This window comes from Methylophilus medardicus, from assembly GCF_006363955.1.
Classification (GTDB): Bacteria; Pseudomonadota; Gammaproteobacteria; order Burkholderiales; family Methylophilaceae; genus Methylophilus; species Methylophilus medardensis.
Genome location: NZ_CP040948.1, coordinates 1,851,113 through 1,863,389, shown reverse-complemented (window position 1 = coordinate 1,863,389; position 12,277 = coordinate 1,851,113). Strand labels below are relative to the sequence as shown.

Genomic DNA, 12,277 nt, shown 5'->3' with positions numbered 1-12,277 from the left:
GGCTAGATAGAATGGCTTCTATGGTAGACCTGTATCATATATGTGACAACTATTGATTGTTTGCTGCGCTTTCTGCCTGATGGATGAAAGCGCTGCGTGGAACCGGGATTTGTGAGACGATGTCAGACCACCATTCAAAATGAGCGAGAGGGATGCAATGCGAAGGTTATGGCTATTGGCCGCGATATTTTTATTAGTGAGCCAGCCGCTACTCGCGGTTGAAAAAAGCCTGTTTTGGCAACTTGAATCCGCGACCGGGCAAGTGAGTTATCTATTTGGCACCATGCATACCGACGACAACCGCGTGACAGATTTTTCACCGGCGGTGTTGCAGGCGCTTAAGCATACCGATGTTTTCATGCTCGAAGTGGCCGATGCGCCGCCGCCAGGCTTACTGCAACTTTCTCAGGGCGATTTAAAACAGTATTTAACGGACGCTGAACTGGATAAAGTCATGCGTCTGGCTGAAATGCATGTGATGCCCAGTGAGGCAGTGCTCAAAATGAAACCCTGGTTGTTGGCGGTGATTTTTGATTTACCCAAGCCACAAACCCCCTTTGCACAAGACCTCTTACTGAAAGCAAAAGCGGAAGAGCTGGACAAACAAGTGCTTGGTCTTGAAGGCGCACAAGAACACTTTGGCGTGATGGATAGCATGAGTCAAGACGAGCAGTTACAAATGCTACGTGCGGTGCTCAAGCGCAGTCAAAAGCAGAAAGAAAATGATTTTGAAAAATTGATTAAGGCTTATATGGGCGGTGATGCCGAGCAGGTGGCCAGCATGGACGATGCGATGACGCGTGGCGTATTACCCGCCGCCCTGTGGCAGCGGATGCGCGTAAAGTTGCTCGATGAGCGAAATGTAGTGATGGCCGCACGCAGTATAGATCAAGCCAAGCAGCATCCGGTATTTATCGCGGTGGGTGCGGCCCATTTAGCGGGTCCAACAGGCTTGTTGCAAGCATTTAAGCAAGCCGGTTTTAAATTGATTCCTCTTAAAAAATAAGCGGGGCTGGTTGACTAGGATGGATGTGGGTTGGTGTGCGTTTCATGTGCAATACGTGTGATGTGTGCGACGAAATCAGCATCCTCCCCCACCAGCAGTCGCGGCAAATATGCGCGAAAATCTTCTCGCTGGCACCACTCGCGCATGTAGTCCTCCCACGACATCCAGCGGCGTAGGCGCTTCCCGCGCATATCCGGATCGTAGGTCAGCAAATAAGCACGTTCAAATAACGAAATCAATATTTCAAACAACACCAGCTTGCGCTCTTCTTGCTCTGGCGTCATCGGCATGGGGCCGCGTTGTGACCGCAATTGCAGATCCGGATAGGCCATGACCAGTTTTAAAAAATCGGTGTAATTGTCTGCCAATAGTTGGTAGACCTCTTCATCTTCATTTTCGCGTTCTTTACGCTGCTCTAACATAAAGGTGAGGATGGCCAGTGGTAAGCCCACGACGGTGACGATGTAACTGAGCAGTTCCCAAGTGGCGAGGTTCATGCGGGGCCTTGACCAGCTGCGCGTGACTAGCTCACTGCGCTGGCGTGTTGCTGAATGACATCCATGCATTCGTCAAACTGCAGAGATTTATCAAAAAAATACTCCACGCCCATGTTGTGCGCGAGGTTACGGTAATAGCTGTTGCCATGATTGGTTAACATGACGATATCTGGGGCTTTGAATGCATAACTTTGCTGGCGCGTATGCCGCACCACATCAAAGCCCGTGCCCTTGGCGAGTTCAATGTCCAACACAATCATGTCGTACTGTTTGCTATTAAGCAGCGCAATCGCCTCGTCACTGGTGGTGGCGATGTCCTTCACATCGAGCTGATCACAGTCATGCAACATCTCAACGATCACGTCACGGATCAGCGCAGAATCTTCAACCAAGAGCAGTCTATACATGACAAATTAACCCATGACTGGTGTCAATAATGACAAATCTAGACAATAGACGGTGGCAAACATAGGGTTAGCAGATGTGCTGCGCTTAATTAAGTAAACCGTATTTAATGGCATAGTAGGTTAAATCTGCGTTTGATTTCATTGCCATCTTTTCTAAAATGCGGCTACGGTAAGTGCTAACGGTTTTAATGCTAATAAACAGTTCATCTGCAATCGCGGTCGGGGTTTGGCCGGTGGCCAGTTTGACAAAGACCTGAAATTCCCGATCAGACAGCGTTTCATGTAGCTGTTTTTCAGAGGGGTGGCTCAGTTCGTTGGTCATTAACTCCGCGAGTTCGGCTGATATATAACGTTTACCCGCCGCCACTGTGCGAATCGCTAAAATGATCTCGTCTGAATCGGCATTTTTGGATAAGTAGCCTTTGCAGCCATTGCGCATCAAGTTAAGCGCATATTGGTCTTCAGCATAACCACTGAGCACCAGCACTGGCAATTGAGGTGCGACATGCTTTAACTCATGCAGGGTATCGACGCCGTTTTTATCCGGCATGGAGATATCCAGCACCATCGCATCAAATGTATTTTTGCGTACCAATTGAATGGCTTCCGCGCCTGAAGCAGCCTCTCCGGTGACTTGCAGGTCGTTTTCAAGTTCGATCAAGTTACGTAAACCATCACGCACAATACTGTGATCATCTACCAAAAGAATTCTTTTCATGTGGTTCTCTTAAACTTGTTAGTCAGGTGTTTTTTGTGCAGGGGCGGGACTAGCAGCCTCTGTCTCGCCAGTGGGTGCTGGTGCTGCATCTGGGGCTGGTGCCATCTCTTGTCTAAACAATTGCCAGTCTTGACTAATCATGGCCAGCGAATCCGCAAATAGCGGTTTTTTATGCCAGATGGCACGTACTGCCACAAAAGCGAGTATACCAATGATCGTCGGTACCAGCATGGCCAATCCTAGAATCAGTGTGCGATGCGGGTGTTGCCACAACAGCGAGAACAACCACATCAATCCAAGCAGCCCAGTAAAAATGAACATACTAAAAACCACCAGCATGCCTACCATGCTGGTGGCCAAGCGCTCGGTTTCCTCCAGAAAGTCCTGTTTTAATTGCTGCGCACGGTCTTCTGTGTAATCGGCAACATGATGTCGCAAATTGAATAGACTACTTTTCAAAGCGCTCACTTTGCGATTTAAAAATAAAACAGCGGCAAATTTCAAGAGGTTTAACCACATAACTTTCCTTGCTTACTCACCACGTTTGGTGCCTAACAGATATCCTATCAGTAAACCAACGCCAGCGGCTACCAGCACGGTGCCAAGCGGATGCTCTTGCACAGTATCCACTGTTTTATCTTTAATAGAATGATAAGTATCGCTGACTTCGCGCTGCACTTGTTCCTTCACACGGCCAGCTTTAGAAGAAAGATCGGATGCGATTGCCGCAGCATTTTCTTCATTGGTGAGCCGATCAATGTTGCTCTTCAGGGTTTGAATCAAATCTTTTGCTTTGTCTTGCGTGGTGTCAGCCGTGTCATTGACCGCATCCAATAGCTCGTTGGCGGTGGATTTTACTTGCGCAGCAATTTGCTCAATGGCTTGGTCAGATTTTTTGGCTAAACGGTCAGTTGTGTTCTCAACATTGTCTTTTGAAAAATTAAACATTTTGAAACTCCTTATTTAAATCGTCGGACATATAAATGAAAACATTCAGTTTGTATGAAGCTGAACTGAATAGGATTGTTTTCAACATGGGATCATCGTAATCCAAATACAGAGGATGTCTCATCAGCTAGTCACCGATATCCGAGTCAGAATTCTCTGACAGGGTGCGAGGCCCTGCATGTTTGCCGCGCACGTTCGACATCCACCTATCGCTGTTTACCTTACGCTGACGCCTGCAGTTTGACAAGCGACCTTTCGTCTCACCATGTTTGATCACTCGTTGCGTCGCACACGACTTTAAACGAATATTTACATATGTTAATATTTGGTGATAGTGTTCCGCTCATCCCGGGTCTTAAAAAGCAGCGTCCAGGGCATTATTCCTTTGAAAAGAGGGGGGAACAAAACCATGACCAAAACCATGACCAAAACAGGAATGTGTGCCGCACTCAGCCTGATGCTGATGGGGTGTGTCGCGCTGGATCAGCGTATTTATGAAGATAACTTTGCGTATTCGGATAGCAATCATGATGGCAGACTTAATCAAGACGAGTGGGCGATTTATATGCAGGACCGCTCGGTGAAAACAGCAAAAGCGGTCGGTTACAGCGACAAAGCGCTGTTTGATCACAAGCTATTTATCAAAGTGGATGCCGATCATGATGGCACTGTTTCTAAAAAAGAATATGACCAATTTATTTTGCAGGGGAATACCAATGAATACTATAAAAACATGCCTTAAGACCGGGCTAGGGATGTGCCGGTCAGGAGGGGAGGTGTCGTATGATCTGTAAAAATTGTACACGTGAGGTGTCCGGACATTTTTGCAGCCACTGCGGACAGAAAAGCGCTGAGCCACCGGTGACGCTGGCCTATTTTAGTCAGCAACTTCTCAGTAAAATCAATCCATTGCATGCTGGGAACGCGACGCTGTTGGGCTTTCTGTTACACCCTGCCCAAACCATCGTCGATTTTATACAGTGTAAACGCATGCAGATTGCGCAACCGCTCTCGGTATTGTTTGTTACCTCGGGTATCTATCTGCTGTTTAATGCTTATTTGGGTGACCATACCCTGAAAGCCCATATCGCTGCGACTGATAGCCGAAATATAGTATTGATCAAGTATTTTCTGCAAAGCTTTTACCAGAACTTGGGTTTCTCTTTGTTGCTGACCAGCTTACCATTTGCATGGCTGACTCATATCAGCTTTAAATGGGCCGGGTATCGTTATGCAGAACATGTGGCGATTCAACTCTATTTAGTCTCTTATGGCTTGGTGTTGTCTGTACTACAGCTGGTGCTTGAGCACTGGCGCGTTCAGGGCTTCAGCCTGATGAGCCCGACGCTATTTACCATATTGTTTTATACGGTATTGGGATTGGTGTTTTCTAAGGTGATGTCGGCCGAATATCACTTACAGATCGTGGTGAAATACCTGCTGTTGATGTTGCTGTTTATTGTGCTGTTGACGATGTGTGGGGTGGTTTTTCTTTGGATGCAACAGGGCATCTTTTAAACGGATAATAGCGCGTTGGCCAGCCGTAAGGGGAGGTTCAAGCGCGCTTTTAGAATACCTGTTTTACAATCACAGAATCGCGCTCAGGTTTAGATTGCCGATATATCTCAAGTTGGATATGATGCATTAATGCTTTGTCTGCAATGCAATTGTTGGCCATATTATTCCGAATTGCTAGAACACACCTGACCCCGCGATGCAAAAATTAAGAACAACACTCATAGCTTTGCTTGACCGGTTAGAGAGAATCAGTGATACCTTTGGTGGTAACACGGTTGCATTACTGACTGTCAGCCTGATTCTCGCCGCCGCCATGCTGGTGGTGAATGATCGCTTTATTGTCACGACGCGCGAAAAGACCGATGTTGTCACGATGTTGGATCAACTGTTGCTCGAGACCTGGAAAACACAATCACACCTGGCAATTGCTGAGAGTGCTCAACGCGGTTATTTGCTCACACGCTCAGAAAACTATTTTCAGCCATATGACGAGGCTACCAAACAGATCGGGCAACAGCTACAAAATATCAACAAACTGTTAAACCACACCAATCTGGTCAGGCACCCGATCATTCAAACCACCATGAATGAACTGGTTAACAGTATCGTTAAAAAATCAGCTGAAATGAGTGTGACCATTGATTTCGCCAAAAAACGACAGTTTGACAAAGCGCTAGATGTGGTCAAACTGGATTCTGGGGTCAAAGAGAGCCGGAATATTGAAGTGTTGTCACGTCGGTTTGAAAACCTTGTGTTGGATTACCGCAGTCAGGTGGCGCAAAACCGTGATACTACGCGCAAGCTCATGCGTTGGTTTGTCATGGCTTGCCCGCTTATTTTTGTGTCGCTGGTGGTGCTGGTGATTCGACGTTTATTGCGAGAGCTTGCCGAAAAAGCAGACTTATATGTGCGTCTGACCGATGAAAACGCGGAGTATGAGCGCAATATTCAGCGGCTGACCACCACGGTGCAAGGCCAAGCATTGCTGGCGCAAACCAATATAGAGCATGAGCGCTATCAACTGTCACGAGAGCTGCACGACGAGTTGGGTTCTTTGCTCACCGCAATCAAAATGGATGTTTCTTGGGCTATCAAGCACTTGAAAGATCAGTTGCCGCAAGTGACCGAAAAGCTGAAGAAAACCAATCAATATCTGGATCGCAGTATTAACTTTAAACGTGAAATCGTACAAAACCTGCATCCGGCAATGCTGAAGAGTTTTGGTTTGATCGCCTCATTGCAAAATTTGATTGATGAGGCCAGAGTGCGTAACCAATGGCAAATGGATGTTATTTTGCCAGAGCAAGAAATGGCGATTAATGAGACTGTGAGCCTGATTATTTATCGTTTGGTGCAAGAAAGTTTGAATAACTGCAGTAAATACGCCAAGGCGAGCGCCGTTTCGGTCCACTTGATGCATGATGAGACGCATGTCAAATTAGAAATTGCCGACAATGGTGTTGGGTTTGAGCCCAAGAAGCTCACGAATAGCACGCATGGCATCAGTGGCATGTCTAACCGTGTGGAGTCGATTGGCGGGCATTATGAAATCGCCAGTGCCCCGCAACAGGGCACCAGCACCCGTGTGTTATTACCTTACCTCAAGAGTGAACCTGACGCTGCCTGAAGCCGCGCGCGCCCATGTAGTCCCATTCTGACAGGGGATTCAGTCGCTGGACGACTGACCCCAAGTGCTTTCCCCATTAGTATGGCAACACAAGACAGCGAACTGTTTTGACTTACAAAAAAGGAGACACTCATGTCAATCTCAACCTATACACAAGCCACAATTTTTGGCGGCCTGTTGGCAGCAACCATCACATTAAATGCCTTTGCATTCGATTTGCAGGAAGTCCAGAACGGTGATAAACCATATCTGGAACAATTTAACGCCCTCGACAAAAATACCAATCAAACCCTGACTTGGTCCGAGGTCCAACAAGATAAAGCGGTCAAGCAGCGTGACTTCAAGGCGTATGACCATGACAAAGATGGCAGCCTAAGTTATGAAGAATATGCTGAGCTGAAAACGCAAACCAGTCAAAAAGCCATTAAAGGCGCCATGTCTGATAGTTGGATCACCACCAAAGTGAAAGCGCGCTTGCTAGAAGAAGAGGCTTTCAAGTCACTCAAGATTAGCGTAGAAACGCACAAAGGTGAGGTGCTGATCAGTGGATTTGTGTCTGAGGCGTCGCTGAAGTCTAAAGCCGAGGAATTGGTGGCTGGCGTTGAAGGCGTCAAATCTGTCAAAAATGCCATCGTGGTAAAAGGTTAATAAACACCCCCTCGCAAGCTACTGACTCTCTCCCCATTGCGTAGCTTGCTTTTTTTTTACGGCGGGTTGTTCTGCATGTGTTGACTGATTCATCCTCTGTACAACTTGAACAATCCGCCCCCTTTATTCAACAGAAAGGCAACATCATGATAACGATGAACCGATATCTGATCCAGAGTACATTAATTGCAGCATTGCTTTCCGCAAGTGTGCATGCGATGGCCAAAGGCGAGCCAATGTATCACTTTTTGCCGAGTGACACTGTGGTGAATAATGTTAAAACCAGCCTGCAAAATCAGGGCATAGACATCTCTGCGGTACAAGTGGATGCCGATGCAGAAGGCGTTGTGCAACTGCGAGGTGAAGTTGCCTCGAAACAGGATGCTGAAACTGTGACGAAGCTGGCTAAGCAGTCAGAGGGTGTGTATGCAGTGCTTGGTTCATTGCGCTACGAGACCGGTGAAGTAGTGGCTGCGCCGGCGCCAGATGGCTTGGACCCGATGATGGAAGCACCAGCGGCGGGTAATGAACCAATGGACGTGCCAGCGGCTGGCAACACCCCCACAGACCCGCAATGAACTGCGGGCGGCGCGCAGCAGCGTGCCCGCGGCTGGACCCGCAAAGAGTTATTGCTGCTGCGGCATCACATGTCGACCGGTTTCGTACTCGATCTGGTTGGCTTGACGGATGAACAGTAGCTGCTCGGTGGCAAAACCCAGCGCTTTGGCTTTTGCCATCAGGTGCTGTTTAATGGGATAAGCCAATTGTGGTGTACGCGAGAGTATCCAAAGATAGTCGCGACCACTGCTGACCAACGCGTAGTTGTAATAAGGTTGGTCTAATTCGAGAATATGGTAGTCGCCATAAAATGGCCCAAAGAAAGACACCTTGAGGCGGCCCGTGCGGCTGCCATCTGCATTGGGTGGATCGACAAACTTTGCTTTACCAGTAGCCGTGCTCCAGTCATTTTTTTCAGGGTCGAAGCCCCGATTGACTACTTTAAGTGTGCCGTCCGCTTCAGCGCTATATTCAGCGGTAACCTGTTCCAGCCCTTTTTCAAAACGATTTTCCAAACGAGCGATTTCGTACCAAGTCCCCACATACTGATTCGGGTCAAAACGGCTAATAATCGCTTGTTCGGCCTGCGTGGGTAACGGTTCAGTACAAGCGCTGATCGAGAGTGTCAGTAGTGCAAAAAGGATAGGAAAGTAATGCGAAGGGCGTATGAGCATAAATATTTTGTGTATGAATCAATGTTGTAGTGCAAGACCGACTAAAATAGCATAAATTCAATCGCGTCTAGAACGAATTGTAAGTTACCGTTGGTTAATTTTGAGAGGCAACGAAGGTCAGGTCATGAAGCATTACATCAGTTTTAAAGTATTGAGCGTGTTTTTACTGTTATCGACGCAGGTCATGGCGGACAATCTTGAAACAGGCTTAGGTGGGGGAGTCGGTGCTGCAGCCGGTACTGCTGTTGGCAGTGTGCTGGGTGGCTCGACCGGTGAAGTCATTGGCGGCGCTGTGGGCGGCGGACTGGGCGGGGCGGCCACGACTGGGCGCGCTGGAAGAACGGGGGCGATTTTAGGTGGCGCTGCCGGCGGTGCGACGGGGGCAATGGTCGGCCGTAAAGTCAGTGGTACCACAACGGGTGCTGTGGTCGGCGCTGGCGTGGGCGGTGCAGGTGGCGCGGTAGTGGGTAAGGTGATTGACGAGCCGGATCCTTATGACCGTCCGCATCGCGCTAAAAAAGGCAAAAAACATGGTCATCATCATGGCCGCGGACACCGTGGTCACGATTAAAGCCTAGATCGATTATCGGTTGAATGAAGGTGCGGCAAGCGGGTTAACTTGCACTTGCCGTGCCGTTTTTTTTCAGTTGATACATTAAGGCATCGCCTTCAAGCAGCAATTGGTCTACCGATGTTGGCTGATGCGGGTCAAACTCGACCACGCCATATGCAAATAAGGTTTGATAGGGTTGCTGTGATTGCTGTCTAACGTTTTCTAAATACTGTTTTAAGCGCTTGATAAACAAGTGCGCCTCAGGCGGCCGTGTGCCTGACAGCAACACCACAAACTCATCGCCGCCCAGCCGGGCTAAAATATCAGAGCTTCGTCCGACATGTTTCAAGGCTTTGCCGAAAGCTTGTAGCGCTTGATCGCCGACCTCGTGGCCAAACGTATCATTGATGCTTTTAAAGCCATTTAAATCGATAAACACCAGCGATGCGAACACCTTGTGCCGGCGAAAATAACTGATATATTTTTCTGCCAGCATGCTAAAGCCGCGCCGATTACTCAATTCAGTGAGTTCGTCCATGATTGCCAATTCAATGGCCGCTAACTCACTTTCAACCAAACAGGCCAAATCATCCAAGTCATTGATATCTTTGGCTGAAAATGTGCGCGGCTGCGAATCAACCAGACACAGCGTGCCAATTTTAAACCCATGCGTGGTGCGAATTGGCCGGCCAGCATAAAATCGAATGTGCGGCTCTCCGATGACGAGCGGGTTGTCATGAAACCGAATATCTTCGGTGGCATCATGAATCACAAAGGCTTCATTACCCAAAATCGCATGGCCGCAAAAGGAGATATCTCTGGATGTCTCGGTGGTTGACAGACCGATACACGATTTGAACCATTGGCGATTCGCATCTACCAGCGTGACCATTGCAATCGGTACATTAAACATGCGGGTGGCAATCCTGGTGACCCGGTCAAAGCGTTCTTCTGCTTTGGTGTCCAAAATGGCTAACGCACGCAACACATGCAAGCGCTCTATTTCATTTGCGGGAATTGCGGGTGTTTGCAAAATAAACCATCCAGTTTGTTTAAAGTGATGTTAATCATCAGGTGGAGGGGCTGTCAGCGCAGCAGGATGCTCACTCAAGGAGTTGTAGTGGCCAGTTTTAAACCAATGATACCGGCCATGATTAAGCCTAAACTTATGACACGTAATGTTGACACTGGTTCGTTAAATAACCATATGCCGCCAATCACCGTGCCTACCGCGCCAATCCCTACCCACACTGCATAGGCGGTGCCTACAGGCAGCTGTTTGACACACAGACCGAGTAACCAGACGCTGATCACCATGGCGAGGATTGTCCAAAATGAGGGCCAGAACTTAGAAAAGCCGTCGGTATATTTCAGGCCAATCGCCCAGGCTGTTTCAAACAAGCCTGCAATAATTAATACGAGCCAAGTCATGATGTCCCCTTAAATGATGCTGCCTGCATGCAGCCGCTACCTTAGGATTGTACTGCGATTAAGTCCTCGGCAGATAACCAACGCCATTGGCCAGCGGCTAGATCATCTGGTAAGGTCAGTTGGCCGATACGGATGCGCTGGAGTTCCTCCACGCGATTGCCAATGGCGGCAATCATTCGCTTGACCTGATGGTATTTGCCTTCGGCCAATGTCATTTCTATGAGTGTTTCTGTGCGACGGGTGACGGCGAGGGCGGTAATGGTTTCTTCTTCATCGATCAATTTAACGCCCGACAACAAATGTTGCAGATCTTCGTCACTCAAACGATGTTTGCAGGTGACGGCATACACTTTGGGGACATGGTGTTTGGGTGAGCTGACTTTATGAATGAACTGCCCATCGTCAGACAGTAAAATCAAACCGGTGGTATCTTCATCCAGCCTACCGATACATTGTACGCCCCGTGCCACCAGCGGCTCGGGCAGCAATGTGTAAATGGTGGGATGAAATTGCGTTTTGTGCGTGCACTCATAGTGCGCTGGCTTGTGCATGAGCAAATAACTATGTTCACGATATTGCCAAGCGTCGCCATCGACGGTGAAATGCAACTGGTCATCGAGTGCAAACTTAGCGTCTGGATCATCGCATATTTCGCCATTGACCGTCACGGCTTGGTTGATGATTAAAATGCGGCACATCTTACGCGTGCCAAAGCCCTGCCGGTGCAGAATACGTTCTAAGTCTAATAATTTTGCCATAGCGAGATTATACGTGAATTGGCGCCGGGCCATGGCGTGGTTGCTTGGCCACACGCATGTAAAAGAGCGGTAAGCCGCCACAAGCCCCCTGATCAATTCAAGTATAATCATCGCATGGCTTTTAAACACATTACTTCGCGCGATAACCCCGTCTTTAAACAATTACGCAAACTGGTTGACCAGTCGCGTGAACGGAAGAAAACAGCGTCCAGCCTTTTAGAGGGTGTTCATCTGATTGAGGCTTATTGGCAGGTGTATGGCGAACCGCGGCTGTTGATTATTCCTGAAGGACAGAGCAGTGTAGAGGCGACTGGGCTGATTCAACAGTTAGCGGATGTGGATACCATGTTGTTGCCCACGTTGATGTTTGCCGAATTAACACCAGTGGCTTCCAGCAGCGGCGTGATGGCGCTGGTCGATATTCCTGAGGCTGTTGTGCCATCCACCATAGACTTTGCCCTACTGATTGAAGATATTCAGGACCCGGGCAATCTGGGCAGCATGTTACGCACAGCCGCTGCCGCTGGCGTACAAATTGCCTACCTGACTCAAGGCTGTACCGATGCTTGGTCACCCAAGGCGTTGCGTGGGGGGCAAGGCGCACAATTTGTGCTGCCGGTGGTTGAAGGCGTCAACGCACTGTCTCTGGTGAGTGCGTTTGGCGGTCAGACACTCGCCCTGACCATGCAAGGCGATAGCTTGTACCAACAAAATCTACGTGAGCCGCTGTTGTTTGCGGTAGGGAACGAGGGCGCCGGGATTTCGAAGGCACTTCAATCTGCAGTGGATACTTGCATCACGATTCCGATGGCGCATCAGGGGACATTAGCACTGGAATCACTCAATGCCGCCGCAGCGACCGCCGTGGCCCTGTTTGAGTGCCAGCGCCAACGTTTGGCGCTATCGCTGGCTTAGTGCGGCACTTCGCTGATGG

General features: G+C 48.7%; 17 protein-coding genes. 8 read left to right on the top strand and 9 right to left on the bottom strand.

The genetic code is table 11. From position 1 onward, the window contains the following. The first annotated feature begins 157 nt into the window (after nucleotides 1–157). Nucleotides 158–1,006 (top strand): TraB/GumN family protein, encoded by an 849-nt coding sequence (locus FIT99_RS08830; protein ID WP_189524726.1) that lies wholly within the window; start codon nucleotides 158–160, stop codon nucleotides 1,004–1,006. 14 nt (nucleotides 1,007–1,020) lie between these two features. Here the strand turns inward: FIT99_RS08830 and FIT99_RS08825 are convergent, their stop codons facing one another. From FIT99_RS08825 to FIT99_RS08805, 5 genes are all read right to left on the bottom strand, one after another. Next, nucleotides 1,021–1,503, bottom strand: a complete 483-nt coding sequence (locus FIT99_RS08825) for a hypothetical protein (protein ID WP_140003953.1) — start codon at nucleotides 1,501–1,503, stop codon at nucleotides 1,021–1,023. A gap of 26 nt (nucleotides 1,504–1,529) precedes the next feature. Then, nucleotides 1,530–1,910 (bottom strand): response regulator, encoded by a 381-nt coding sequence (locus FIT99_RS08820; protein ID WP_140003952.1) that lies wholly within the window; start codon nucleotides 1,908–1,910, stop codon nucleotides 1,530–1,532. An 85-nt stretch (nucleotides 1,911–1,995) separates the two neighbouring features. Beyond that, nucleotides 1,996–2,628, bottom strand: coding sequence for a response regulator (locus FIT99_RS08815; RefSeq protein ID WP_140003951.1), 633 nt, complete (start codon nucleotides 2,626–2,628; stop codon nucleotides 1,996–1,998). 18 nt (nucleotides 2,629–2,646) lie between these two features. Then, entirely contained in the window at nucleotides 2,647–3,147 is a 501-nt protein-coding gene (locus FIT99_RS08810) for a phage holin family protein (RefSeq protein WP_223261162.1), read from the bottom strand. A 12-nt stretch (nucleotides 3,148–3,159) separates the two neighbouring features. Beyond that, complete coding sequence (locus tag FIT99_RS08805; protein WP_140003950.1) at nucleotides 3,160–3,576, bottom strand: DUF883 family protein; 417 nt, start codon at nucleotides 3,574–3,576, stop codon at nucleotides 3,160–3,162. Between the two features lie 409 nt (nucleotides 3,577–3,985). Here FIT99_RS08805 and FIT99_RS08800 point away from each other — a divergent pair, with 409 nt between their 5' ends. The 5 genes from FIT99_RS08800 to FIT99_RS08780 all read left to right on the top strand — a co-directional run bounded on the left by FIT99_RS08800 (nucleotide 3,986) and on the right by FIT99_RS08780 (nucleotide 7,947). Then, the gene (locus tag FIT99_RS08800) at nucleotides 3,986–4,318 is read left to right on the top strand and encodes an EF-hand domain-containing protein (RefSeq protein ID WP_140003949.1); all 333 of its coding nucleotides are present in this window, start codon (nucleotides 3,986–3,988) and stop codon (nucleotides 4,316–4,318) included. Nucleotides 4,319–4,359: 41 nt separating this feature from the next. After that, entirely contained in the window at nucleotides 4,360–5,094 is a 735-nt protein-coding gene (locus FIT99_RS08795) for a DUF3667 domain-containing protein (protein WP_140003948.1), read from the top strand. 196 nt (nucleotides 5,095–5,290) lie between these two features. Then, on the top strand, nucleotides 5,291–6,721 hold the full coding sequence (locus FIT99_RS08790; protein ID WP_140003947.1) for a sensor histidine kinase: 1,431 nt from the start codon (nucleotides 5,291–5,293) through the stop codon (nucleotides 6,719–6,721). A 132-nt stretch (nucleotides 6,722–6,853) separates the two neighbouring features. Further along, the gene (locus FIT99_RS08785) at nucleotides 6,854–7,369 is read left to right on the top strand and encodes a BON domain-containing protein (protein ID WP_140003946.1); all 516 of its coding nucleotides are present in this window, start codon (nucleotides 6,854–6,856) and stop codon (nucleotides 7,367–7,369) included. A 146-nt stretch (nucleotides 7,370–7,515) separates the two neighbouring features. After that, nucleotides 7,516–7,947: a BON domain-containing protein gene (locus tag FIT99_RS08780; protein ID WP_140003945.1), complete on the top strand. Its 432-nt coding sequence runs from the start codon at nucleotides 7,516–7,518 to the stop codon at nucleotides 7,945–7,947. A 48-nt stretch (nucleotides 7,948–7,995) separates the two neighbouring features. On the opposite strand, the gene FIT99_RS08775 is transcribed toward FIT99_RS08780, so the two are convergent. Then, entirely contained in the window at nucleotides 7,996–8,601 is a 606-nt protein-coding gene (locus tag FIT99_RS08775) for a lipocalin family protein (RefSeq protein WP_140003944.1), read from the bottom strand. 124 nt (nucleotides 8,602–8,725) lie between these two features. Here FIT99_RS08775 and FIT99_RS08770 point away from each other — a divergent pair, with 124 nt between their 5' ends. After that, nucleotides 8,726–9,172, top strand: a complete 447-nt coding sequence (locus tag FIT99_RS08770; RefSeq protein WP_140003943.1) for a glycine zipper domain-containing protein — start codon at nucleotides 8,726–8,728, stop codon at nucleotides 9,170–9,172. A 43-nt stretch (nucleotides 9,173–9,215) separates the two neighbouring features. On the opposite strand, the gene FIT99_RS08765 is transcribed toward FIT99_RS08770, so the two are convergent. The 3 genes from FIT99_RS08765 to FIT99_RS08755 form a co-directional block, all read right to left on the bottom strand. Beyond that, nucleotides 9,216–10,187 (bottom strand): GGDEF domain-containing protein, encoded by a 972-nt coding sequence (locus tag FIT99_RS08765; protein WP_140003942.1) that lies wholly within the window; start codon nucleotides 10,185–10,187, stop codon nucleotides 9,216–9,218. Nucleotides 10,188–10,261: 74 nt separating this feature from the next. Next, a complete protein-coding gene (gene sugE, locus FIT99_RS08760; RefSeq protein ID WP_140003941.1) occupies nucleotides 10,262–10,585 on the bottom strand; it encodes a quaternary ammonium compound efflux SMR transporter SugE in 324 nt (107 codons plus the stop codon). Between the two features lie 41 nt (nucleotides 10,586–10,626). Then, nucleotides 10,627–11,343, bottom strand: a complete 717-nt coding sequence (locus tag FIT99_RS08755) for a pseudouridine synthase (RefSeq protein ID WP_140003940.1) — start codon at nucleotides 11,341–11,343, stop codon at nucleotides 10,627–10,629. 114 nt (nucleotides 11,344–11,457) lie between these two features. Here FIT99_RS08755 and FIT99_RS08750 point away from each other — a divergent pair, with 114 nt between their 5' ends. Next, nucleotides 11,458–12,258, top strand: coding sequence for a TrmH family RNA methyltransferase (locus tag FIT99_RS08750; RefSeq protein ID WP_140003939.1), 801 nt, complete (start codon nucleotides 11,458–11,460; stop codon nucleotides 12,256–12,258). The last annotated feature ends 19 nt before the right edge of the window (nucleotides 12,259–12,277 follow it).